We start from the raw sequence: 24,769 nt of genomic DNA, 5'->3' as shown, positions 1-24,769 counted from the left end.
GATATAGGCTTAGTGAGAGGAGAATAGGATGACACGTATTAAGTCTTTTCTACAATGGCTGACTCAAACCAAACTAGGCTTTTTTACTATTGTTTTAGTGACTTTCTGGTTTAAAACATACTTAATTTATCTAACAAAATTTAATCTAGGTGCCGAGGGTGCAATGCAGAATTTTCTGCTATTTTTAAATCCTTTGCCTTCAGGACTACTTTTGCTGGGAATTGGTCTTTTCTTTAAGGGTAGAAAGTCCTATTGGATTATGATTGCAATTGATTTTGTTCTCAGTTTGTGGTTATTTGCCAATATCCTTTATTATCGCGAGTTTTCAAATTTTTTGTCTTTGTCTATAATTAAAACTTCCGGCTCAACTGCTGATAATTTGGGCAAAAGCATTGTAGGAATAACCCGGGTAACAGATTTTTTAGCTTTTATTGACATTGCTCTTATCATTTTTTTAATGGTTGCCAAAGTCGTTAAATATGATTTACGACCATTAAAGTTAAGATTTAATCTTTTGCTTGAAGGTATTGCAGTTCTTCTCATTGGCGTTAATTTGTTGATGGCTCAAAAAGACCGCTCAGGTTTGTTAACTAGAACTTTTGACAACAGCTATATTGTTAAATATTTGGGTATGAATGAATATGCAGTATATGATGCGTTTAAAACAGCTCAAACAAGCGAACAAATGGCAAAGGCTAACGTATCTGACTTGCAATCTGTCAAAAAGTACTTAAAGGTTAACTACGTTAAACCGAATAGCGCATATACGGGTGTTGCAAAGGGCAAAAATGTGCTGGTTATACATCTTGAGAGTTTTCAGCAGTTTCTAATAGGGTATAAATGGCAGGGCAAGGAAGTTACTCCTAATCTAAATAAACTTTATCATTCTAAAAACACTCTTAGTTTTGCAAATTTTTATAATCAAGTAGGTCAAGGCAAAACTTCGGATGCCGAAATGATGCTGGAAAATTCTCTTTTTGGTTTACAATCAGGTTCAGCAATGTCTAGTTATGGCACTTCAAATACGTTTGAGAGTGCTCCTGCAATATTAAAACAACAGGGTGGATATACTACTGCCGTTATGCATGGTGGAGCCGGTTCTTTTTGGAATCGTAATAATGCCTACAAGCAATTTGGCTATGAGTACTTTATGCCTCTTTCTTATTATCAAAATAAACCTAAGTATTACATTGGTTATGGCTTAAAAGACAAGATTTTCTTCTCGCAATCAATTAAGTATATTGAACGTTTGCCGCAACCTTTTTATCTTAAATTAATTACTGTAACAAATCATTATCCATATGATTTAGATAAGAAAAATCAATCAATTGACAAAACTGACACGGGTGATGAAACGGTCGATGGTTACGTCCAAACGGCTCATTATTTAGATCAAGCCGTAGGGCAATTAATGCGTTGGTTGAAAAAGACTGGTTTAGATAAAAATACATTACTTGTTTTTTATGGTGATCATTATGGTATTTCTGGCAACCACCATAAGGCAAGTGCAGAGCTTCTGGACCAGGATGAATTTACTAATTTTGATAACCTGAAATTTCAGCGTGTTCCCTTAATGTTTCATATGAAGGGGTTAAAAGGCGGCATTAAAAAAACTTATGGTGGAGAAATTGACGTGTTGCCAACATTGTTAAATTTGCTTGGAATTAGGAACAGGGGCACTATACAATTTGGTCATGATTTATTAAGTAAAAGGGCACCACAAATAGTTGCCCAGCGTAATGGTGACTTTATAACACCGCTATATGCAAAAGTAGGCAGTACATATTATGATACTAGAACTGGTGAGGAAATAATTCAGCCAGACAAAAAATTAAAAACTGAGTTAGTAGCAATTTCAAACAAGGTAACAACACAGCTTTCATTGTCTGATCGTGTTATAGCAGGTAACCTTTTACGTTTTTATCATCCAAAATGGTTTAAAAAGGTTAAACCGCAAGATTATGATTATAATGAACAAAAAGCATTAAAGAATTTGTATGCAAAGAATAAAACTTCTTTATGGTATAAAAATCACCAAAAAACAACGCAAAATAAATTTAAAACCGATGCACCTGAACTCGAAAAATAATACTCGAAATTAAATCTATTTTGTGCTAAAATTTATCAGTAACGTATCTGTATATTGGAGGCAGCGCATTGTACAATTTATTTATGACGCTACTAATTATTGTTTCAATCTTAATCGTTATTGCGACAATGATGCAGCCGCAAAAGCAGCAAGATGCATTGAATGCACTCTCTGGCGGTGCAGTTTTTAGTGGTCAAACGAAGAAACGTGGTTTTGAAGCATTTATGGAAAAAGTAACATCCATTTTACTGGTGCTCTTTTTCGCTTTTGCTATTGTATTAGCTTATTTGTCTTCAAAATAACTAATGGTTCCTCCCGATCAAGTGATGGGAGGACTTTTTTTATCTTTTTACTAACGAAATGGAGTTAAGTGCATGGCACAAAACGAGAATATCTTAGCCAATGTTTTAGAGATTTTTCGTCACAATCCTAAAAAACAATATCAAGTTGAACAAATTGACCGTATGTTGCGCCGAGACAGACTTGGCAGTTTTTCAGATATGGTCAAAGCATTATCCTATTTGGAGCAGGAAAAGAAAATAATTACTGATGGCAATGGCCGATATCAATTAGCTGAAGAAAATACCGAAGTGGAAGGCATTTTTAAGGCTAACAGCAAGGGTTTCGGCTTCGTCAAACTCGAAGACGAAGATGCTGATGATATTTTCATTGCTCGCGATTATACAGCATATGCCGTGGACGGTGATCGTGTTAAGGTCAAAATAACTGCTGGTGGTAATCCATGGAATGGCAAAGGACCTGAAGGACAAATAGAAGAAATTCTCGAACGTGGCACGAAAACACTTGTCGGTGAATTTCATTCAATGACTGATGCTCAAATAAAAACCAGTCATTTTATTGGTTATGTTCTCAGCTCAAATAAAAAACTGACAAACTATCGCGTTTATATTAGTCAGGACAGTTTGCGTCCACAAAAACAAGACATTGTCAAAGTATCGATTGCTAGTTATCCTGACAAAGATAATCCAGATTCAATGACAGGTGTTGTTACCAATATTATTGGTAACAAAAATTTACCAGGTGTCGATATTATGGCCATTGTTTCTGAGCATGATGTTCGTACAGAATGGTCTGAAGATGCTCTTGAGCAGTCTAATGCCATTCCTGATCACGTGACTGAGGCAGAAATGGCGGATCGAGAGGACATTAGGAACCAGCCCGCAGTTACCATTGACGGGGATGATTCTAAAGACTTCGATGATGCCGTGGTTTTATGGAAACTTCCCAACGGTAACTATCATTTAGGGGTTCATATTGCTGATGTAGCGCATTATGTGACGGAAAATTCTCCTTTGGACAAAGAAGCTTTTACCAGAGGTAATAGTACATATCTTGTTGACCGTGTTATTCCAATGTTGCCTTTTAGATTATCTAATGGCATCTGTTCTTTAAATGAGGGGCAAGATCGTCTTGTTTTGTCTTGCGAAATGGAAATTTCTCCAGAAGGAAAAAGAGTTAATTATCGTATTCATCCCTCTGTTATGAGATCTCACGGCAGAATGACTTATAACAATGTCAATAAGGTTCTGGATCCAAATAATCATGAAGAGCTTGAAGACAAATACGTTAAGTTGGCACCAATGCTGCAAGATATGGCCGAACTGCATAATGTGTTATACCAGCAAAGGCATCAGCGTGGTGCAATAGATTTTGAAGAACCAGAAGCAAAAATTATTGTTGATGATCAGGGTAAACCAACTGATATCGTGTTGCATGATCGTGGAATAGCTGAAAAAATGATTGAATCATTCATGTTGATGGCAAACGAAACTGTTGCTGAGGACTTTTATCGCAAACGCGTTCCATTTCTGTATCGTGTACATGAAACTCCAGATGGTGAGCGTATCAAAGGCTTCTTTGAATTTTGCAGTGCTTTTGGATTGCACATTACTGCTGATCCCAATCACATTAAGCCAATTGACTTGCAAAAAGTCGTGGCCAAAACAACAGATACACCTGAAGAAGCAGTAGTTCAAATCATGATGCTTCGTAGCTTAAAGCAGGCACATTATTCAGAAGAGCCACTAGGACACTTTGGTCTTGCCGCTAAATACTACACTCATTTTACTTCACCAATTAGACGGTATTCTGATTTAATGGTGCATAGAATGATTCACACATATAGTGAAAAGGGTATTAACCAAAAAGTACAAGATCACTTTGCCGGCTATTTACCTGAAGTTGCAGATCAGACTTCAACTCAGGAACGTGTATCTGTTGATACTGAAAGAGAAGTAAACGACTTAAAGATGACAGAATATATGGCGGATAAAGTTGGAGAACACTTTGATGCTGTTGTTTCTTCTGTGACTAGTTTTGGCATGTTTATCCAGTTGCCCAATACAGTTGAAGGGTTAATTCATATTTCAAATTTGACGGATGATTTCTACAGTTATAATGAAAAAAGCATGACACTGACTGGACGCGGTACTCATAAACAATATCATGTCGGGATGCCCCTTAAAGTAACCCTTACTAATGCCAACGTTGAACAACATCAGCTTGATTTTGAAATCTATGATCCTAATGCTCCTAAGAAGTCTCATAACAATCGCGGTGCTAAAAACGAAAGACATGGTAATCGGGGCTTTCGCAACGATCACGCACATAAGGGTCACTATCGTAACAATTTTCAAAAAAATGGTAATCATCCACATTTAAGTAGATATAAACATTAGGTTAGAAAATTGAAAAAAGAAAAAAATGAAAATTTAATTGCTCAAAATAAAAAAGCACATCATGATTACTTCATTAAAGAAACATATGAGGCAGGTATTGCTTTAACGGGCACGGAAATAAAATCAGTGAGAGCACGACGTATTAATTTACGTGATGGCTATGTACAAATTATTAACGGTTCTGCATTTTTAGAAAATGTCCACATCAGCGAATATAAGCAAGGCAACCGGTATAACCATGAACCACTTCGCTCAAGGAGGTTGCTTTTACATAAAAAGGAACTGGCACGACTTGCTAAGGACCAGTCTGCACGCGGGATTGCAATTATACCTTTGAAAGTTTATCTTAAACATGGTTTTGCCAAAGTCCTCATTGGTGTCGGTCAAGGAAAGAAAAAATATGACAAGCGTGAGGCAATTAAGAAACGGGATCAAGAACGAGAAATACGCAGACAATATAAAATATAAATGGACGGTTTAATTTGTTTTATAGTTAAACTGTTTTTTAATTTTGTATTTGTTTAAAGCTTAACAAATCATAAAAAACTATTTTAATAGTCTTCGTATATAATTTGTTAATCTTGATTTAACAGTAAAAGCAAAAAAAGCAAACTTGTAATTTATACACAAAGTAACGAATAAATTAATGTTTTTTTGTTATTTTTGCCAAATACCTTTGCAATATTGCTTAGAATTTATTAATATTATTAATGTGTATATGACTGATTCTATTGGATAGTAATATTTCAATTTATAACTTTAGTAGAAGTGTAAACAAGTGCGTATTTAAAAAATAGAGTATTTTTGATTATTTCTACCTGTATTTGGAATTCTAGAGAAATTTGTTTTAAAAAAGTAGGACGTCTTATTATGCTCTCTTTGTATGTAAGGATTTGAATCGGAATGGAATTTAATAAAGTTTATAACCATGAACGAGTAACTCGCAAGTTTACTAGTAGAAAAGTTAACGAAAATTTACTTGCTAAGATTATTCAAAGAGCACAGTTATCACCATCATTACTTAACTCACAGCCGTGGAAAGTTTATATGCTAACCGGTAATGCGCTCGCTGGTCTAAAAAAAGAAGTGAAAACTCAAATCAATAATAATGTTGAGCCTCACGAGGATTTTGTCAAAATGTTGTCACTTAATTGGGATTCATATCCTAGTCAAAATATGGCTGCTGTTGGGGCATCTCAACCGTATTTTTTTAATAACAAGATGGCATTATTTTCAGAATCGAATAATAATATGTTCAACGCCCAAGATATCGCGTTCCTTACGATCCCTAGAACTTCTCCAGCTTGGTCAGTTTACGATTTAGGGATTTTTTCTCAAAGTATTATGTTGCTTGCGATTAATGAAGGATTATCAATTATGCCTGCGCACTCAATGGTATCCTACCCTGAGTTGGTACGTAAGTATTGTAAAATCCCAGAAGATGAACTGGTAGGAATGGCAATTGGATTAGGGTATCAGGATAATGCAGCAGAAGTTAACGATCCCAAATTTTATCCTGATCGTTTACCATTCAAGAAAATTTATAAATTAGTTAAATAGATAAGTAATTTAATTAAAATAAAGCGCTATTAATGATAAAATGCTAAATAAGGAAGTTTAATTAAACAATAAACTAATAAAGGTGATATAAATTTTGAGTACGGCCCAAATAGTTACTAATTTAATAGCAACTTTAGTTATTTTTGTTTTTGCATCTTTCTTTGTGGCTGCAGAATTTGCTTTGGTTCAAACTAGGCCCAGCCAGCTTGAAGATATGCTGTCCAATAAAATTGGCAACCATCGCAAAGTTAAGCGCGCTCTGCATATGACTCATAATTTAAATGAGTACCTCTCAACGACGCAGGTCGGGACTACCTTAGTTGGTGTAGTTTTGGGTTGGTTTTCAGCTGATACTTTAGCTGCAATATTTGAAAGAATGCTTAATTTAGTTGATCTTAACCATTCTGTCATTCGCTCTATTAGCGCAATATTGGGCGTTATTCTTTTAACTTATTTAGAAGTTGTGGTTACAGAAATTGTGCCCAAAAATATTGCGATTGACATGCCCGTAAAGATTTTGCTAAAAATTGTGACACCTTTGCAGTTGTTTCATACTTTGGTTTACCCTTTTGTTTGGTTACTTAATGCTAGTTCAAATGGTTTGCTGAAAATGTTAGACTTTGAGCCGGCTGATGAGGAAAATCAAGTCTATTCTCAATCGGAAATCATCAAGCTATCACGTAAAGCTGTTCATGGAGGTTCACTTGATAAAAACGATCTGACCTATATGAAACGTGCTTTTGAACTGAATGACAAAATAGCTAAAGACATTATGACTGATAGAACACGGCTAGTAGTTATTAATTCAACTGAAACAATTAAGCAAGCTCTTAAAATGTATTTAGATGAAGGTTCAAGCCGAATTCCAGTTGTGCGCGATAACAATAAAGATGATGTTGTTGGCTATATCTATGCTTTTGATGTTATTCAGCAGAGTCAGATTGATGATAATGTACCAGTTACGCGTATTATTAGAACGATGATTACTGTACCTGAATCGATGCCAATTCAAGACATTCTTCAATTAATGATTAAAAAGCATACCCCAATAGTCCTTGTTGTGGATGAATATGGTGGTACCAGCGGAATAGTTACAGATAAGGATATTTACGAAGAATTATTTGGTACTGTCAAAGATGAAATTGATGATGTTTCTGATGATTATATAATTAAAGACGAGCAAGGTAATATTCATGTATCCGGCAAAACCACTTTATATGATTTTGCCCGTTACTTTAAAAAGGATTTAAAAAGCTTCCAAGATAGTGATATTATTACTATTGGTGGCTACATGATGGAACACTATCCAGATTTGAAAAAAGGTGAAAAAGTTGAGTTAGAAGGATTTGAATTCAAACTTGACGATATAGAGCAGGGATTTATGCGCTGGTTTATTGTTAAAGCTGTCGACCAAGAAAAAGAAGCACCTAAAGCAGAGTAGACAGTAAAAAGGAGTTGTCAGTTAGACAACTCCTTTTTATTTATTATTAACTAATTTAATAATTTCAGGTTTTAATACACCAATATATTTTAAATTACGGTAAAAATTCATAAAATCAAGTCCGTAGCCAACTACAAACTCATTTCCTACTTTTGAACCATAGTACTCAATATCAACGTCTACTTTGCGATTTGCCTCTTTGTTAAGTAAAACGCAGCATTTAACGCTTTTAGCACCACGTTTTTTAAGCAATTCTTTCATAAAATCCAGAGTCAACCCAGTATCAACGATATCTTCAACAATTAACACATCACGATCTTTAACATCTGTTGCTAAATCAGAAACAAGCTTAACTTTGCCGGAAGACTCCATTTCGTTACCATAACTGGAAACGTCCAAGAAATCAATTTCTGCTTTAACATCCATTTCTCTTACTAAATCGGTTAAAAAGAAGATGGCACCTTTAAGTGCTCCAACAATTAAAGGCTTTTTACCAGCATAATCTGTAGTAAGCTGCTTTCCTAGCTTGACACACATCTGATGAATGTCATCTTCACTAAACAATTTATGATCAATAATATTATTAATATTGTCGTTTTTTGGCATTTATCTACCCTTCATTTAAAACAATTAAAATTTCTAATATTTTCGATTATATCATTTTTTGGCTAGAAAAACAGATTATTTTGAAGCAATTTAAGTATTTATGGACTAAATTACGTACAAAAAGCATATATACTAGTAAAAGCAGTAGGATTATTTATCATCTTATTTATTTTTTTAAGGCCTGTAACTCATGTTTTTGGTAGAATTAATAGATAAGATATTTTAAGTGGAAGGTAAAAAAATGGATAAACAACAAGAAATTAAAATGCTCAAAGCTTTTTCCGATGCTAATTCTACTTCAGGTTTTGAAGAAGAATTTGTTAAATTGTTTACTGAAACAGTGCATGATTTTGCTAATGTCAAAGTTGATGGCATGCTCAACGTATATGCAGCTAAGAAAGAAAATAAAAAAGATCAACCGGTAATTCAATTAGATGCTCATTCCGACTCTGTTGGTTTTATTACGCAGGCTGTTCGGCCTAATGGAATGATTAAATTTGTACCATTGGGTGGCTGGGTCAAATACAATATCCCTGCTTTACGCGTCAAAATAAAGAATCGTGCAGGTGAGTATGTGCCCGGAGTAGTTGCAACTAAACCCCCGCACTTTATGACTGCAGCTGAAAAAAATAATGTACCCGATGTAGCAGATATGTCTATTGATGTTGGCTCCAGTTCTCGAGCTGAAACTATAAATGATTATCAAATTGATACTGGTTGTCCAATTTTTGTTGATGTTAAATGTGAATACAATGAAAAAAGTGGTCTATTCTTCGGTAAGGACTTTGATGACCGTTTTGGCGCAGCTGCTATGGCAGATGTCCTGGACAATTTAAAGGACGAACAATGCGATTTTAACGTTGTTGCTGCACTTTCGAGTCAGGAAGAAGTGGGTTTGCGAGGTGCATATGTCACAGCTAGAGCGGTAAAGCCGGATTTAGCTATAGTCTTGGAATCTTGTCCTGCTGACGATACTTTTACTCCAGAATGGTTATCACAAACAGGGTTAAAACGAGGACCAATGTTGCGTGACATGGATACGTCCTTTTTACCTAATCCTAAATTTCAGCAATATGCCTGTGATTTAGCGGATAAAAATAATATTTCGTATACTCGGTCGGTTCGTACTGGTGGTGGACAAGATGGAGCTGCAATTTATTATGAAAACGGAGCACCAACTATTGTAATTGGCATTCCAGTGCGCTATGAACATTCGCCATATTGTTTTAGTGCTTATTCCGATTTTAAAGCTTCTGTAGATCTGACGCTGGCTATTATTCGTGATCTTACAAAAGAGAAATTAGCAAGTTTTAGTCAGTTTTAAAAACACTTGTTCTTTTGAATAGAGCAGAAAAACTAGTTAAAATGTGATATACTAATAAAAAATGAATATCAGTCACTAGGGGTGCCAAATAGCTGAGAAATACCCTCTGAACCTGAACGGGATAATACCTGCGTTAGGGAAGTGTTAAATTTAGTTACTAAAGATACTCCTAATGACATATAAAGTTAGGAGTATTTTTATGTTTACAAGGTCTTCGAAATGGAATGTGAAGTCAATTATTTTAATTGCATTAATTGGTATCATTATGGGTGTTATTTATACCTATGGTTTTAACTGGGCTTTTAATTTAGTTAAGATGCTCTTGGTACCGACAGGTTTTGCGCCAGTAACAGACACTGTGTTTTCTGGTTTATGGCTTATGGCGGGACCACTGGCAATGTATTTTGTTCCTACGCCTGGCTCTGGAACAATAGGTGAACTGCTGGCATCAATTGTTGAAATGGCGATTGGTGGGCAGTGGGGAGCTACTACTATTCTTTCAGGTGTCATTCAAGGTGCAACTAATGAAATTGGTTTTTTTCCTAAAAAAGAGTGTTACCAAAAGTTTACCTGGAAAAGCGTATTAACCGGTGCATTCTTTGCATCATTTGGCTGTTTCATTCCATCATATATTTTATATGGTTGGAGTAAATTCAGTATGCAGGTTCAAATTGTGATGTTTATTACTAATATCATTTCTGCGCTAGTTTTCGATGGCGTTTTAGTTAAACTGATCACAAATTTATTCGATAATGCGTTAAAGCCAAAAGTTGATTAAATACGCAAAAAGGAGTAATGCCAGTAATGCATTTACTCCTTTTTTATTGCTCTTTTCTACTTAAAATAGAATGAACCTTAGTAGTCAACATATCAATTGCCACATCATTTTTGCCACCTTCAGGAACAATAATGTCAGCATAACGCTTAGTAGGTTCTATAAATTGATGATACATTGGCTTAACCGTGCTCAGATACTGATCAATTACGGAGTCAATTGAGCGCCCACGTTCACTTAAATCTCGCTCTAAACGTCTAATAAAGCGAATATCATCGTCCGTATCAACATATACTTTAATATCCATTAAATCACGAATTTCTTTATTAGCTAAAACTAAAATTCCCTCGAGAATAATGATATCAGCAGGTTCTTTATGAATGGTTTTTTTGCTGCGAGTATGCTCCTTGAAATCATAAACAGGCATCTCAATAGCTTTGTATGCTAACAAGTCGCGTAGCTGCTTTTCTAGTAAGGGTACATCAAAGGCATCGGGATGATCATAATTGATCTTCATTCGTATATCCATAGGGATGCCAGTATTATCTTTATAATAAGAATCCTGTGTCATAATCAGGACATGCTCATCTTCCTGCATTTGAGCAACTATTTTTTGTGCAATGGTAGTTTTTCCACTGCCTGAACCACCAGTAATACCAATTACGACAGGCTTTTCAAGTCTCGACATTGTGCCACTCCCTTTTAATCCTTAAATATTTTACTTTACTTTGCCTTTAATTACCAACAGTTAGGGTATATTTCACTTTAAAAATGCTCTGAGAAAATTGGAAACTAAAATAAAAAAATATTGACAAGAACTGTGGAAGCGATTACTATAAATCTGGTATCAAAAATTTAAAAGATATACTTTAAAAATAGAAAATGTACGTAGTAAACGTCTTAAACAAAAGACAATTTGCAAAAAGAGAAGCAATTAAATAAAATAATGATACCAGAATGAAGAAGATATCATGGAATTCAAAGAGAGAACTGCTGCGGTTCAAGTTCAAGAGTATTTAGAATTTTTAATCCACTTTAAAAAAGTGAAAGATTTACCCTCACAACGCGAAATTTCTGAGAAATTGCAAGTTAGTCGTAATGCAGTGAAACATGCATTGGATGGGCTCAAAAATGAGGGACAAATACTGGTAAAAGAGCGAACAGGAATAATTTCTAACAATAAAATTGACATTAATATGCTGGGAATGGAATCAATGACTACTGAATTTAAAAATAAGACAGTTAGCATCAAACATCTGGCAACAACTATCGAAACAATGCCCAAGAGATTAGATGATTTTTTTAATTCAAACGGGCCAGTTATTAAAATTGAGCGAGTTCGGTTTGTTAAAGATATTGCCCTAACATATGAGATAACGTATTTTAGTCAAAAGAATTTTAGCAGAATGGAAAAGATTGATTTTACTAATAAATCGCTTTATGAGGTTCTGGAGAAGGAGTATCATGTGAAGCCAACTTATGGTAAAGAAAGTATCTCGTGTTTTTTGGCCGATAAAAAAATAAGCAGTCTGTTGAAAGTCAAAAAAGGTACTCCTCTTTATCAAGTAAACAGTTTCAATTATCAAGACGATGACTTACCAATTGAGAGTACAACTCAATATTTAGTAGGAAATAAATTTAAATATCATTTTAATGCTAATAATATTTATGATTATCAAGAGGAATAATTTTGCTTTTTAAAGAAGTATATGCCGATTTGGATAAAAGAATTGTTAATGGTGGTTATCCACCAGGTAGTACTTTACCCAATGAGGTTGAATTACAAAAAAGATATGATGTTAGTAGAACAACAATTAGAAAGGCTGTTAATAAATTAGTAGCTGAAAATAAGGTTGTCCGTAAAAAAGGAAGTGGTTTATTTGTTGCTCCAATAATTTCTAAACAAAATATTTTGGAAATGACTGGTATTATCAAGCCTTTATACTTGGAGTCCTCAGACAAAATTAAATTTAAAGAAACTTATTTAAGACTGGTTGGTTCATATTACGCTGCGGTTTTTAACGTAAGTTCAAACGAATTGCTATATGATATCTCCTTTGCTGCTGAAATTAAGAATGAAATCACATGTGAACATTTACTTCTGCTTCTTGATAACTTTCCGGGATTTGATCCTAATTGTTTAAAAGTAATGTCAATAATTGAAGCAGTCAATACTGGTATCCATAAGCCGAATGATGTCTATCAAGACTTTCAATTAATTAAAGCAACCGAAGAAATTAGTAAACAATTTCATATTCAGGAAAAAGACCCAGTGTTTAAAATTATGAACCTATTCTCAACTAGAGAAGGCAAAATTGTAGCCGTAGAGTACAGACTGCAAGATGCTTTAAAAACAAGGTACTCAATAGATTTTAGTTAATGGAGGAATGAAAAGTGATTAAACTAGTGCGAGTTGACCACCGGTTGGTCCATGGACAAGTAGCTGTTTCTTGGTTTAATAGTTTAGATGTTAACACGATATTTGTAGTAAACGATGATGTTGCCCATGATGATTTCCGTAAGTCGGCTATCAGGCTGGCCAAGCCAGAAAAGTCTAAGTTGGTAATGAAGTCTGTTGCAGACAGCATAAAAGCAATTAATTCGGGCATAACGGACAAATATAAAATGTTGATTGTAGTTGAATCAGTTGCTGACGCTGTTGAACTTATTAAGGGAACTGGTGATAAAATAACCGGCCTTAATCTTGGTGGCACTAAGCCCAGAGAAGGAACAGAAAACTACTCTAAAACAATTAATTTAACTGCAGAAGAAGCCAGTGAATTAGATCAACTGCAACAAAAGGGAGTGGATGTCTGGATTCAACAGGTGCCAAATGATGAAAGACAAGAATTTCGTAAAAAATGATTGGAGGTAAATAATGAATGTATATTTAACCGCAATTATTTTGGCTTTAATTGCGATGATGGGTAATGGCGAATATTTTGTAGGTTCATCCATGCTGTCAAGGCCACTTGTAACCTGTACGTTAACTGGCTTGGTGTTGGGTAACCTGCATCAGGGAATTATTATGGGGGCAACTTTAGAGTTAGCCTTTGTTGGTTCATTTTCTATTGGTGCAGCAATTCCCCCAGAAATAATTTCCGGTAGTGTTTTGGGAACTGCTTTTGCAATTGAAGCTGGTAAAAGCACTGCTGTTGCTTTAACACTAGGTATTCCTATCGCATCTCTTGTTTTGGTAATCAAAAATCTGTGCTTTATTTTCATATTACCGTTCTTCGTTCACCGTGCTGATAAATATGCTGAAAAAGCCGATGGTAGTGGTGTAAGTCGGATGAACGTTCTGGGAGGCTTTTTCTCGGTTAACTTGCCAATAGGGTTAGTAGTTGGCATTTCTTATGTGTTAGGTAGCCCAGTAATTAAGGCGATTTTAGCCGTTATTCCTCAGTTCATTATTAATGGCTTGGGAATTGCCACAGGTCTTCTACCAGCATATGGTTTTGCTCTGCTGCTTAAGATGATGGTCAACAAAAATAATGTCACTTTCTTTATTATTGGTTTTGCTTTGGCAGTCTATCTCAAAGTATCAGTAACTGGCGTAGCCATTTTCGGCGCATGTTTGGCTCTTATTCTAACTGGCTATTCCGCATTTAAAGGTCAACCGTTGGTAAATACTGCTGCTAATTCTAATAATACAAATGAAAAAGATTCAGATGATGGAGGCATAGATTATGAAGATGAAGAATTCTAAGTTACTCACCAAAAAAGACTTAATGAAAACTTTCTGGCGGTCGTTCACAATGGAATGGGCTTGGAATTATGAGCGCCAAATGAATCTTGGCTATGCTTACTCAATGGTTCCTGCTTTACGAAAGATCTATGGCAAAAACAAGGAAAAATTAAAAGAAGCCTATAAACGTCACCTGGAATTTTATAATGTTACTCCATGGCTCAGTACTTTTCCTTTAGGTATCTCAATTGCGATGGAAGAGCAAAACGAACTTGATCCTGATTTTGATGCAGCTTCAATCAATAACATTAAAGTTGCTCTAATGGGTCCTTTGAGTGGTATCGGTGATTCATTCTTTTGGGGTACGTTAAGGGTTATTGCCACGGGAATAGGTACTTCTCTTGCAATGCAAGGAAATATTTTAGGACCAATTTTGTTCTTATTGATCTTTAATATTCCGGCCATTATCACTAGATATTATGGTTTGTTTATTGGCTACAATATCGGTTCATCATTTATTGATAAAGTGCAAAAGACTGGATTAATGGATAAGTTAACCTATGGTGCTTCTGTTTTAGGACTTGCTGTTGTCGGGGCTATGGTTGCGACCATGGTAACTTTGAAAATGCCTTTGAAAATTGGTAGTGGTGCTGAAGCGACTACCGTTCAAAAAATTTGTGATGGCATTGTTCCTGGTATTTTACCTCTATTGTTCACATTCTTTATTTTCTGGCTTGATAAAAAGGGCTGGAAATCACAATATATTTTGTTGCTGATAGCAGCAATCGGAATATTTGGTGCCTGGTCAGGACTGCTGGGTCAGTAACTAAAGGAGATTCTTGTGAAAAGTATAGAAGATTATGTCCACTTAGAACCAAAATACTATGAAGCGGTTTTGCAAAACTATTCTGATTTGTTCAGCAATAAACTGACTCAATTAAATAAAAATTTTGATAATATTGTCATTTATGCAACAGGTTCTAGTTCAAATGCCGCATATGGTGCATTGCCATTCATGAGCAATATTTTAAAAATGCCAGTAAAAATTGAAGAGCCTTCTATAGCTGAAAATTACTTGCTTCATGTTAGTCAAAATTCTTTATGTATTGCGATATCTCAAGGCGGTCACAGCTATTCTGTAGTAAAAATTATTCAGCGATTACAAGATGCCGGTAATACAGTTTTTGCTTTAACAAGTGAACTTGATAGTCCAGTTGGAAAAGTTTGTCATCACGTTTTAGATATGGGTATGCCTATTGAAGAAATGCCATATGTCAGTGCTGGGTATAGCGTAGAAATTTTAGATTTAATGTTATTAGCTATGTTAATTGCACAAAAAACAGGCAAAATTTCGTTTGTAGAATTTACAAAACTTTTGTCTGAAATAAAAAATATAGTCCTTAAGATGCCTGAAGCAATTAATAGTGCAAGCAACTGGGTTGAAAATAATATTAGTAAATTTACCACAGCAAAAAGATTAGTTTTTATTGGCTACGGTGCAACTTATGGTGTTAGCCGTGAAGGTGAAACTAAAACAACTGAAACGGTCAGAATTAATTCGTGGGGAAAAGAACTGGAAGAATACATGCACGGTCCTTATCTGGGATTGAACGTGGATGACTTTATCATTTGTTTAGACCCGATGGGAAAGCTTCACGATAGAATGGATCTTTTAAAGCGGTTCTTAAATAAGCATGTTAAAAATGTATATACAATTTATCCTGGTAAAGATCAAAGTGAAGCAGCTAACGACCTCAGTCTAGGTATCACAACAAACGAGCTTTTAACTTCTTTATTTATGACTGTACCGATTCACTTGCTGGCCTATAAGTTATCACAAGTGAAGAAGATAGATTTGCAACATTCTGCATACCCAGATTTTGATCAGATAACAGCTTCAAAAATATAGAATAATTTTAAAAAAAGAGGAAGAAAAATGCGTAAGTTTAATAAACAAAAATTAATTGATAGTATGACTGGTGCTCTTAAACTGCGGAGCCAAATTAACGATGTGCTTGATCCACTATTTAAAAAAGGCATAACCAATATTTGCTGGTTAGGAATCGGTGGTACCTATGCTTCGGGGATGCAGGCAAATATCCACATGAAGGAAAAAAGTGCTTTAGAAACTTTTTATCAAAATGCTGCTGAATATAATGTAACTGGAAATAAACGTATTACCGATAAGACGTTAGTGGTGATTTCCTCAGTTACTGGAAATACTAAAGAAATGGTTGATGCAGTTAAAAAATTAAACCAAGTTGGTGCAATCATTTTAGGTTTTATGGACGATCCGAAAGCTAAATTAGCTTCAATGCTAACATATTGTATTTCTTATCCTGAAAATGAACAGTTAAAATTCTTTATGGTTGGAGACCGTTTAATGTATTTGAATGGCGAATTTCCAGATTATGACGAATTTTATCAAGAAATGGATCAACATTTTGCAAAAGACATTGCTGACATTGAAGAAAATGCAGATAAATTTGCTCAAGAGTTTGCTGAAAAGCACCATGACGATGAAATTCATTATTTTGTCGGTGCCGGCAATCAATGGGGTGCAACTTACTCATATGCAATGTGCTATTGGGAAGAACAACACTGGATTAGGACTCGCGCAGTGGAAGCTGCAGAATTTTTCCATGGAATGTTTGAAATTGTTGATCGTGATACTCCAGTTACCGTCTATGTCGGTGAAGACAGTCAACGACCATTAAGTGAACGTGTTGCCAAATTTTTACCTGAAATCTGCGGTAATTATACAATTATAGACTCTAAAGATTATGATCTGCCAGGTTTTTCTGATAAATATCGTGGCACCTTGTCGCCGTTTGTCTTCCATGCCATTAATAACAGAATTGATGTTCATATTGAGCATATTAACCGTCACCCGATGGATATACGCCGTTATTACCGCTGCTTAGATTATTAGTTTTAGTGTGATTATATGGTTGGAGTAATTATTTGTACACATGGTAATTCAGCACCTGAATTATTAAAGTCAGCAGAAATGATTTGCGGAAAACAAGAAAACTGTCAAACCGTGAGTTTCACAGAAGGTGAATCTTTAGAACAATTAAAAGCAGAAATAAGTGGGAAAATTAGCGATCTTAAAGGAACAGTTTTTTGTTTAACGGATCTAAAGGGAGGAACTCCTTTTAATACGCTGGTCAGCTTGCTTAAGAGTAATCCTGAAATAGAAATTATTACAGGTGTTAATATTCCAATGCTGTTGGAACTATTCATCAATCGCAGTCAGTTAGAAACGGACAAGTTGCTTTCTGCTACTTTAGAGGCGGGTAAAACTGGAGTTTATCACTACCAAGCTATTGATTCTAGGACAGCAGATGAAGAATTCTAAATAAAAGAGTATAGCAGAGATGCTATACTTTTTTTATTAAAAGACTTATAATAGGAAAAACTAAAATGAAAGGGCTTTTTTAATATCGAAGAAGGCGGTTGTAATGAGAAGCTTTTTCAATGGTATAGTATTTCAGAAAATAATAGGCATAGTTTTAATTGTATTGGCTGTCTTTGAAATAATTAGCAGTTACAAATATGCTAAGAAAATTTTGCAGAATGGTACAAATAATGGGTTCTCGCTTTTTGCAATTATTTTTGCTTTCATTTTTGGGATAATACTATTAGTTGGCGGATTTATTTGTGTGTTTTATCATTTTTAAATTTAAAGTTAAAAAAATATGATAAATTTTCCGCACCTTAATTTCAAAAGGTGGTAAAATTGATTTATAATATAGTAAGTTAATTTAAAAGAGGGTGTTAAAATGACAAACTTTTTAACAAGTGCAGCTTTTTTAATGATCGTTGCTGTGATTATGATGGCCTTAGGGTCTTATCAAATAGTTAATAGTGTCGTTTATATCCGTGGAATTTTGCATAAAGGTACCAATAATGGATTTATGCCACTTGCAATGTGGACATCTTTAATTATTGGTTTGGCTTTGCTAATTATTGGTATTGCTGGAATTGTTATGACTTTTAGACGATTTTAATTGATTTTTTAAAAGACCATAGGCAAATTATTATGTAAATTTTTAAAAGGTACATTTAGACTATATTATATTAATATTCGTGGTAAGCAAAGTAGTGCATAACCACGAATATTTATTTTTAATTAGAAAAAATTAGATGTAATTATAAATTTCGAATAATGTAAAAATTAATGGATATATTAGTAAGCGCTATTTTAAACGTGCTATAATAGAAGATATTAATATTAGGATACATTTTAGGAGGAAAGTATTATTATGGCAGAACAAACTATTATGCTTAACTGCAGTGCTGGAATGAGTACATCTTTGTTAGTTACTAAGATGCAGCAAGCTGCGAAGGATCAGGGTATTGACGCACATATTTTTGCGTGTCCAGCTTCAGAAGCTTCACAATACATTGAACAAGATCATCCCGACTGTGTGTTGCTTGGACCTCAAATTCGTTATATGGAAGATGACTTTAAGAATAAAGTCCAAGGTCAAGGAAAAGAAGGTAAGGACATTCCTCTTGGAGTTATTGATATGCGTGCTTATGGCATGATGGATGGTAAAAAGGTTTTACAACAAGCAGAAGACTTAATTAACGGATAAGGGGATTACGATGTCTGAAAAGGAAACACCTGAACAAAAAGAACAAGAAACTTTAGAAGCAGCCATGGGACTTATTGCCAATGGTGGTAACGCTAAAAGCCTTGCATTTGAAGCTATTCGTCTCGCGAAAAAGGGTGACATTGCAGGTGCACGTGCTAAATTGAAAGAATCGGATCAATCTTTGAACGAAGCACATAATTCTCAAACAGGGATGTTAACAAAAGAAGCTCAAGGAGATCATACAAAGGTTACCCTTCTGGTAGTCCATTCACAAGATCATTTGATGAATGCAATAACCTTTAGGGATTTGGCTGGAGAAATGGTAGATCTCTATGAAAAACTTTTTAAAGCAGATGCGTTAAAGAAAGAAACTGAGAATAAGTAATTAAAAACTAATGACTGTGGTATCTCAATCAGTTTAATATTGGTGATTTTTTATAAATTCCATAGCTAAAAACATTGAATTGTCATAATTGATTTAGCTTTAATGAAATATGGTCTGCTTTTTTCTTATATGTATAAATTCCAAAGCTATTGCCTTGAGCCTCTCAAGTCATTTATTTAGGAGAGAATCAACATGAAACAAATAAAAATTGGTAAAAGTGACGTTTATACTACTCCGTTAGGTTTAGGAACTAACAAAGTTGGTGGACATAACTTATTTCAGAATTTAGATGAACAAGATGGCTATGATCTTTTAAGAGAAGCTTTAAAACAAGGAATTAATTTTTTTGATACAGCTTATGTATATGGTCTTGGAAGATCTGAAGAAATTATTGGTGATGTGCTGCAAGACTATGATCGTTCAAAAGTAATAATTGCTACTAAGGCTGCCCAAGATAAGTCTCATGATATGGCTATCAATAATAGTCCTGAATTTATTAAAAAAGCAGTCGATGAAGCCTTGTTAAGGTTGAAAACTGATTATATTGATATTTTTTATATTCATTTTCCAGACAAGGATACGCCAAAAGATGAAGTAATTGAAACTTTAGATGAAATACGAAAAGCAGGCAAAATAAGAGCAATCGGCGTTTCCAATTTTTCTTTAGATCAGATTAAAGAAGCAAATAAAAATGGCAAAGTTGATATTGTTGAAGACCAGTTCAGCCTAGTTCACCAAGCTCCAGTTAAAGAGGAATTAAAGTACTTACAGGAAAATAATATTTCCTTTGTACCTTTCTTCCCATTAGCATCAGGACTTTTAACAGGAAAATACTATCTAAAAGACTGGGAAAAGTTTAAAAATAGTGATGGTGGACAATTATTGGGAGATTTCAGTGAAGAGCAGTATGAAGATGCTATGAAAGGGATTGATGGAATACGAAAAATTGCTGCTGATCATCAAGCAACGGTTACACAAACCGTATTAGCTTGGTATATGGCAAATCCAGCAATTAGTGTTGTAATTCCTGGTGCTCGTAACGCTGATCAAGTTAAAAGCAATGCAGCTGCTTTGCATGTTAATTTGACGACAGATGAATATCAGCAAATAGATCAGTTATTTAGCAACTTCTAAAAAACAAAAAAAAGGCTTTAAGCTAATTAAAAAAGAGCTTAGAGCCTTTTTTGTGTTAAAGATTAGAAATAACTTTATCACTTGAATTTAGAAAAAGTGTATCGGCTTTTTAAGCATGTTTTTAATATTTGAATAAGAAAAACACGGCACTTATACAAGTGCCGTGTATTAAATTTACTTTTTTTAAAAAATGCCAATTTTTTAAAGTTACGAGGTTAATCTAAATCAAGACCGTTTGAACTAATAACTTTTTTATACCAATCAAATGAATCTTTGCGTGAGCGCTTCAAAGTGCCTTCGCCAGCATCATTTTTGTCTACATAGATAAATCCATAACGCTTATCCATTTGGCCCGTTCCAGCGGATACCAAGTCAATTGGGCCCCATGGCAGGTAACCCATTAAGTCAACACCGTCAATTTCAACTGCTTTTTCCATTTCAGAAATGTGCCTTCTTAAGTAATCTACTCTGTAATCATCGTGAATAGATCCATCTTTTTCAACTTTGTCGTAAGCACCCAGACCATTTTCAACGATGAATAAAGGTTTATGATAACGATCAGTTAAGTGGTTTAAAGCAATTCTTAAGCCAGCTGGATCAATTTCCCAACCCCAATCACTTTTTTCCAAAGTTGGATTGGCAGCTTTTGCTTTAGATAAGTCACTTAATTCATCAGCTTTTACATTTTGGGCTGATACAGTTGTTGTTTGATAGTAGCTGAAGCCAACATAGTCTACTGTACCTTCCCTGAGTACAATTCTGTCTTCGTCAGTAATATCAGGACGATAGCCGTTTCGTTCAATATATGCTTCAACTTCTTTCGGATATTCACCAAAAACATGAACGTCTGAAAACCAGTCGCGCCGTTGCTCAAACTTGTCCGCTAAAAGCATATCAGCAGATGAAGGGGTCAAGGGTCTTACTGGAGAATAGTTAATCATACAACCAATTTGAAAATCTGGGTTAATCTTATGTCCAACTTTAACAGCTAAGGCAGAGGCAACTAGTTCATAATGAGCTGCTTGATACATTGCAGCTTCTTTTTCTTTGTCAGTCATTTTCTTGAGAATAATTCCCGAATTTGTAGCCATTAAAAAGTCATCATTGTATGCAGACTGGTTATCGATCTCATTAAATGTCATCCAGTATTTCACTTTACTTTGATACCGTTTGAAGCAAACTGTGGCAAAGCGAACAAAGAAATCAATTAATTTGCGGTTAGTAAAGCCGTGGTATTTCTTAACTAAATTAAATGGTATTTCGAAGTGAGATAAAGTAATTACTGGCTCAATGCCGTAGTGATGGCAAGTATCGAACAAGTCATCATAAAATTTTAAACCGGCTTCGTTTGGCTGTTCATCATCACCGTTAGGAAAAATTCTAGTCCAGGCTATGGAGGTTCTGAAGGCTTTAAAACCCATTTCTGCCATTAATTTTATATCTTCTTTATAGTGATGATAAAAGTCTATTGCACTATGGTTAGGATAATTTTTGCCTGCAATAATTCCATCAGTGATTTCGCGTGGCTTAGAAGCAGAACCTACTGTCATGACGTCAGCAACTGACATTCCTTTGCCATCTTCGTTCCAAGCACCTTCTAACTGATGAGCAGCAACGGCTCCTCCCCATAAAAATCCATCTGGCATTTTTGCTGAATACATTTTTATCTCCTTTTTAGTTAATTGTGATAGCGTTAACAGATATATTTTATAACAATTATTACCTATAGTTCAAGGCGTACAATTATTATCATTATTTGAGTAATTTAGACTATACTTGTTAATATAATATAGTAAAGGAATGAAGCTTAAAATGAATAGTTCTTCAGAGAAAAATAAAGTTGAACGTAAAAAGCATAATGATAAGATCAAATATCTTTATTTTAGCCGTTATCTAATGGTCCGTTATTGTGTTGTCATTTTTTGGTTTGCTAACCTTTTTTGGCTGTTAATTTTAGTTCAATATAAAAAACTCTTAGGGATAATTTTATCTGGTATACTAACTCTATTCTCCAGCATTGCTGCTATAGAACAGTTAACAAAAATGTACAACCACAAGAGTGATGTACCAATTACAAGAATTTATTTTTGGATACAAATTGTTGCTAATACTTTTCTGATCGTTTGTCTGTTTTTACCTTTTAAATTGCAAATCTTCCCTTTTATAACCAGTACAAGTTCAAGTTATTTTATGATTGCTATTTTATTAGCTGGCATTTTGTTAGCTTATTTCTGTGAACGTAGAATACATAACATTATTATTGGAAAAGATAAATATTTAAATGCAATCGAAACTGTAATAAATGACAAATAGTTGCATTTTATTTGAATACGCTTACAATATTTATTAATAGTAGTTAATTATGTATTACTATCTGAGAGGAGTATATTTTATGGCTGAACCAAATCAAAAACCAATAAAAGATCGAATTGCTGAAGTGGCCGGTAAATTTGCTGCCACAAGATTTGTAAGGTCGATTATGGACGCGGGTTATAGCGTTATTTCATTTTCGATAATTGGGTCCATTTTCTTAATTTTGACTGTATTGCCGCAAGCAATTCCCGTTCCCGGGTTTGCTACTTGGTATGCGGGAACAATAGGTCGTCTTACTAATCTGTTTCAGTCTGTTTATAATGCTACTATGGGAATCATCGCACTAGTTTTCTCTGGCACTTTTGCTTACTCTTATACAAAAATTTACCGTGATGAAGAACATTTAAACTTGATACCTATAGATGGCTTGATGATGTTCCTAATGGGGTTCTTTATTACCGTAGCTGAATTAGTTTGGAAAAATGGCAGAGTAGAATTTATAACCATATTTACTAAAGACAAAATGGTTGCTGGCGGATACCAAGCAGCTCCATTAACCGGTATTTATCGTATAGGTGCTGTAGGTATTTTTATTGGATTAGTGGTTGCGTGGATAACCGTTCAGATTTATCGCTTTACAATTAAGCACAACTGGCAAATAAAAATGCCAGATTCAGTCCCATCAGGAGTGGCAAACTCATTTAGTGCCATGATACCTGGTTTTTGTGTTGCTGTAGTGATGTCGGCAATTAATATGGCCTTAGTTTTGGCAGGAACTGATTTATTCAATGTGTTATTTATCCCGTTTTCTTTCATCAGCAATATTGCAGATACTTGGTGGGGATTCCTGATCATACTCTTTTTAATTCACTTTTTATGGTGGTTTGGAATTCATGGCGCAACAATTATTAGCTCCTTTTATTCACCAATAGTTTTAGCCAATATGCAGGCAAATGTTAATCAAGGTACTCACCATGTTTTTGCTGGTGAAATTTTAAATGCGTTTGTTACAATTGGTGGTTCAGGTGCCACATTAGGTGTTGCTATCTGGCTGGTATTAAGAGCACGTTCAACACAGTTGAAAGAATTAGGTAAAGTTGAAATTGTACCAGCAATTTTCAATATAAACGAACCAATTCTGTTCGGGTTGCCAATTGTGTATAATATTGACTTATTTGTGCCGTTTATTTGTGCTCCAATGGCTTCCGGTCTGGTAGCTTATTTAGCTATTGCGGCAAGGATAGTTCCGGTCATTAGAGTACAACAGCCTTGGCCAACACCAGTTGGTATTGGCGGCTACTTAGCTACGACAAGTTGGCAAGGAGGGATCCTCGCAATTATATGTGCAATAGTTGCATTTCTAATCTGGTATCCGTTTATTAAGCATTATGACAATGTCACTCTAAAGAAAGAGAAGAACAATGCAACCCCAGATGTTGCATAAAAAATAGATTATTTAAAATCTGTCTGGTAAAGGCAGATTTTTTTATTATAGATTATAGTAGGAGTAAAAAATGCTAAACAATATTTTAGTATTAATAGCGCTTACTGGCTATAATAAAAGTGTAACAATGTTAATAGATTTTGGAGGCACTTTTATATGAAATATCCAAAGACTAAAGAAGTTTTAAACCAATTAGTTGCTGATTTGACTCAACTACACATGGTGGTTCATCAACATCACTGGTACATGCGTGGTGATCGTTTTTTGAAATTACATCCATATTTAGATAAGGTAATGGACGAATTAGCTGACCAACTGGATCAAGTTTCTGAACGTTTAATTACTCTTGATGGTTCTCCAGTTTCAACCTTAGGTGAAATAGCAGCTAAAACTAAGATTCCTGATGAAAAGGGCAATTGGAACGAAACAATAGATGAACGTTATGCAAAAATTATTGAAGATTACCATTACCTTGATCAACTCTATGAAGAAGGCATTAAAGTCAGTGATGAAGAAGGAGACTATTCAACTAATGATATGTTAACTGGTTTCCACACTGATGTAGAAAAGAGAATTTGGATGATGTCAGGCGAAATTAACAAGGCTCCTGAAATTGATCCAGAATAATTAAGTGAAGTGTAAAAGCAGTTTTGACTGCTTTTTTGTATCTTCTTTTTATCTTACTTTTGCTATAATTGATTTAAATT

The 24,769-nt window shown here is 34.7% G+C and carries 26 protein-coding genes and 1 riboswitch; of the genes, 23 read left to right on the top strand and 3 right to left on the bottom strand.

The window, feature by feature from the left end; all coding sequences use genetic code 11:
* Positions 1 to 28: 28 nt before the first annotated feature.
* The 6 genes from LDM90_RS06445 (at position 29) to LDM90_RS06420 (ending at position 7,789) form a co-directional block, all read left to right on the top strand.
* The gene (locus tag LDM90_RS06445) at positions 29 to 2,089 is read left to right on the top strand and encodes an LTA synthase family protein (protein WP_223896787.1); all 2,061 of its coding nucleotides are present in this window, start codon (positions 29 to 31) and stop codon (positions 2,087 to 2,089) included.
* A gap of 68 nt (positions 2,090 to 2,157) precedes the next feature.
* Positions 2,158 to 2,391 (top strand): preprotein translocase subunit SecG, encoded by a 234-nt coding sequence (gene secG / locus LDM90_RS06440; protein WP_223896788.1) that lies wholly within the window; start codon positions 2,158 to 2,160, stop codon positions 2,389 to 2,391.
* A 72-nt stretch (positions 2,392 to 2,463) separates the two neighbouring features.
* On the top strand, positions 2,464 to 4,788 hold the full coding sequence (rnr, locus tag LDM90_RS06435; protein WP_223896789.1) for a ribonuclease R: 2,325 nt from the start codon (positions 2,464 to 2,466) through the stop codon (positions 4,786 to 4,788).
* Positions 4,789 to 4,797: 9 nt separating this feature from the next.
* On the top strand, positions 4,798 to 5,256 hold the full coding sequence (gene smpB, locus LDM90_RS06430; protein WP_045927674.1) for an SsrA-binding protein SmpB: 459 nt from the start codon (positions 4,798 to 4,800) through the stop codon (positions 5,254 to 5,256).
* 435 nt (positions 5,257 to 5,691) lie between these two features.
* Positions 5,692 to 6,348 carry a nitroreductase gene (locus LDM90_RS06425; protein WP_187154559.1) on the top strand — a complete coding sequence of 219 codons (657 nt, stop codon included), beginning with the start codon at positions 5,692 to 5,694 and terminating at the stop codon, positions 6,346 to 6,348.
* 94 nt (positions 6,349 to 6,442) lie between these two features.
* Positions 6,443 to 7,789 carry a hemolysin family protein gene (locus tag LDM90_RS06420; protein WP_198213217.1) on the top strand — a complete coding sequence of 449 codons (1,347 nt, stop codon included), beginning with the start codon at positions 6,443 to 6,445 and terminating at the stop codon, positions 7,787 to 7,789.
* Positions 7,790 to 7,825: 36 nt separating this feature from the next.
* On the opposite strand, the gene hpt is transcribed toward LDM90_RS06420, so the two are convergent.
* A complete protein-coding gene (gene hpt / locus LDM90_RS06415; protein ID WP_034977086.1) occupies positions 7,826 to 8,395 on the bottom strand; it encodes a hypoxanthine phosphoribosyltransferase in 570 nt (189 codons plus the stop codon).
* A 241-nt stretch (positions 8,396 to 8,636) separates the two neighbouring features.
* Here hpt and LDM90_RS06410 point away from each other — a divergent pair, with 241 nt between their 5' ends.
* Together LDM90_RS06410 and LDM90_RS06405 are read left to right on the top strand one after the other, a co-directional pair.
* Positions 8,637 to 9,719, top strand: coding sequence for a M42 family metallopeptidase (locus LDM90_RS06410; RefSeq protein ID WP_223896790.1), 1,083 nt, complete (start codon positions 8,637 to 8,639; stop codon positions 9,717 to 9,719).
* Between the two features lie 67 nt (positions 9,720 to 9,786).
* Positions 9,787 to 9,876, top strand: a riboswitch (TPP riboswitch).
* A 42-nt stretch (positions 9,877 to 9,918) separates the two neighbouring features.
* A complete protein-coding gene (locus LDM90_RS06405) occupies positions 9,919 to 10,497 on the top strand; it encodes an ECF transporter S component (protein ID WP_198213219.1) in 579 nt (192 codons plus the stop codon).
* Positions 10,498 to 10,540: 43 nt separating this feature from the next.
* On the opposite strand, the gene udk is transcribed toward LDM90_RS06405, so the two are convergent.
* Positions 10,541 to 11,182, bottom strand: coding sequence for a uridine kinase (udk, locus tag LDM90_RS06400; protein ID WP_223896791.1), 642 nt, complete (start codon positions 11,180 to 11,182; stop codon positions 10,541 to 10,543).
* 283 nt (positions 11,183 to 11,465) lie between these two features.
* On the opposite strand from udk, the gene LDM90_RS06395 reads away from it, so the two are divergent.
* The 12 genes from LDM90_RS06395 to LDM90_RS06340 all read left to right on the top strand — a co-directional run bounded on the left by LDM90_RS06395 (position 11,466) and on the right by LDM90_RS06340 (position 20,305).
* Entirely contained in the window at positions 11,466 to 12,182 is a 717-nt protein-coding gene (locus LDM90_RS06395) for a GntR family transcriptional regulator (protein WP_198213221.1), read from the top strand.
* Between the two features lie 2 nt (positions 12,183 to 12,184).
* Positions 12,185 to 12,874 carry a GntR family transcriptional regulator gene (locus tag LDM90_RS06390; RefSeq protein ID WP_223896792.1) on the top strand — a complete coding sequence of 230 codons (690 nt, stop codon included), beginning with the start codon at positions 12,185 to 12,187 and terminating at the stop codon, positions 12,872 to 12,874.
* Between the two features lie 14 nt (positions 12,875 to 12,888).
* Entirely contained in the window at positions 12,889 to 13,359 is a 471-nt protein-coding gene (locus LDM90_RS06385; protein ID WP_109585971.1) for a PTS sugar transporter subunit IIB, read from the top strand.
* Positions 13,360 to 13,372: 13 nt separating this feature from the next.
* A complete protein-coding gene (locus LDM90_RS06380) occupies positions 13,373 to 14,203 on the top strand; it encodes a PTS mannose/fructose/sorbose/N-acetylgalactosamine transporter subunit IIC (RefSeq protein WP_034977107.1) in 831 nt (276 codons plus the stop codon).
* Positions 14,184 to 15,008 carry a PTS system mannose/fructose/sorbose family transporter subunit IID gene (locus LDM90_RS06375; protein WP_034977109.1) on the top strand — a complete coding sequence of 275 codons (825 nt, stop codon included), beginning with the start codon at positions 14,184 to 14,186 and terminating at the stop codon, positions 15,006 to 15,008. Before LDM90_RS06380 ends, LDM90_RS06375 begins: the two co-directional genes overlap by 20 nt.
* 15 nt (positions 15,009 to 15,023) lie before the next feature.
* A complete protein-coding gene (locus LDM90_RS06370; protein ID WP_198213223.1) occupies positions 15,024 to 16,091 on the top strand; it encodes an SIS domain-containing protein in 1,068 nt (355 codons plus the stop codon).
* Positions 16,092 to 16,118: 27 nt separating this feature from the next.
* Positions 16,119 to 17,114 carry an SIS domain-containing protein gene (locus tag LDM90_RS06365; RefSeq protein WP_223896793.1) on the top strand — a complete coding sequence of 332 codons (996 nt, stop codon included), beginning with the start codon at positions 16,119 to 16,121 and terminating at the stop codon, positions 17,112 to 17,114.
* A 15-nt stretch (positions 17,115 to 17,129) separates the two neighbouring features.
* Positions 17,130 to 17,543 carry a PTS sugar transporter subunit IIA gene (locus LDM90_RS06360; RefSeq protein WP_198213227.1) on the top strand — a complete coding sequence of 138 codons (414 nt, stop codon included), beginning with the start codon at positions 17,130 to 17,132 and terminating at the stop codon, positions 17,541 to 17,543.
* A 424-nt stretch (positions 17,544 to 17,967) separates the two neighbouring features.
* A complete protein-coding gene (locus tag LDM90_RS06355) occupies positions 17,968 to 18,195 on the top strand; it encodes a hypothetical protein (protein ID WP_198213229.1) in 228 nt (75 codons plus the stop codon).
* Between the two features lie 255 nt (positions 18,196 to 18,450).
* Positions 18,451 to 18,786, top strand: a complete 336-nt coding sequence (locus LDM90_RS06350) for a PTS sugar transporter subunit IIB (protein ID WP_223896794.1) — start codon at positions 18,451 to 18,453, stop codon at positions 18,784 to 18,786.
* Between the two features lie 10 nt (positions 18,787 to 18,796).
* Positions 18,797 to 19,171 (top strand): PTS lactose/cellobiose transporter subunit IIA, encoded by a 375-nt coding sequence (locus LDM90_RS06345; RefSeq protein ID WP_034977130.1) that lies wholly within the window; start codon positions 18,797 to 18,799, stop codon positions 19,169 to 19,171.
* A gap of 192 nt (positions 19,172 to 19,363) precedes the next feature.
* Entirely contained in the window at positions 19,364 to 20,305 is a 942-nt protein-coding gene (locus LDM90_RS06340) for an aldo/keto reductase (protein WP_223896795.1), read from the top strand.
* A 215-nt stretch (positions 20,306 to 20,520) separates the two neighbouring features.
* Here the strand turns inward: LDM90_RS06340 and LDM90_RS06335 are convergent, their stop codons facing one another.
* Positions 20,521 to 21,966, bottom strand: coding sequence for a 6-phospho-beta-glucosidase (locus tag LDM90_RS06335; RefSeq protein WP_223896796.1), 1,446 nt, complete (start codon positions 21,964 to 21,966; stop codon positions 20,521 to 20,523).
* A 151-nt stretch (positions 21,967 to 22,117) separates the two neighbouring features.
* On the opposite strand from LDM90_RS06335, the gene LDM90_RS06330 reads away from it, so the two are divergent.
* From LDM90_RS06330 to LDM90_RS06320, 3 genes are all read left to right on the top strand, one after another.
* Positions 22,118 to 22,618: a PTS cellobiose transporter subunit IIA gene (locus LDM90_RS06330; protein WP_223896797.1), complete on the top strand. Its 501-nt coding sequence runs from the start codon at positions 22,118 to 22,120 to the stop codon at positions 22,616 to 22,618.
* 79 nt (positions 22,619 to 22,697) lie between these two features.
* On the top strand, positions 22,698 to 24,062 hold the full coding sequence (celB, locus tag LDM90_RS06325) for a PTS cellobiose transporter subunit IIC (protein ID WP_198213237.1): 1,365 nt from the start codon (positions 22,698 to 22,700) through the stop codon (positions 24,060 to 24,062).
* Between the two features lie 156 nt (positions 24,063 to 24,218).
* Entirely contained in the window at positions 24,219 to 24,689 is a 471-nt protein-coding gene (locus LDM90_RS06320; protein ID WP_223896798.1) for a Dps family protein, read from the top strand.
* Positions 24,690 to 24,769: the final 80 nt, after the last annotated feature.

The sequence above is a fragment of the Lactobacillus huangpiensis genome, assembly GCF_019972815.1.
Lineage (GTDB): Bacteria > Bacillota > Bacilli > Lactobacillales > Lactobacillaceae > Lactobacillus > Lactobacillus huangpiensis.
This window is presented reverse-complemented; position numbering and strand designations above follow the sequence as displayed.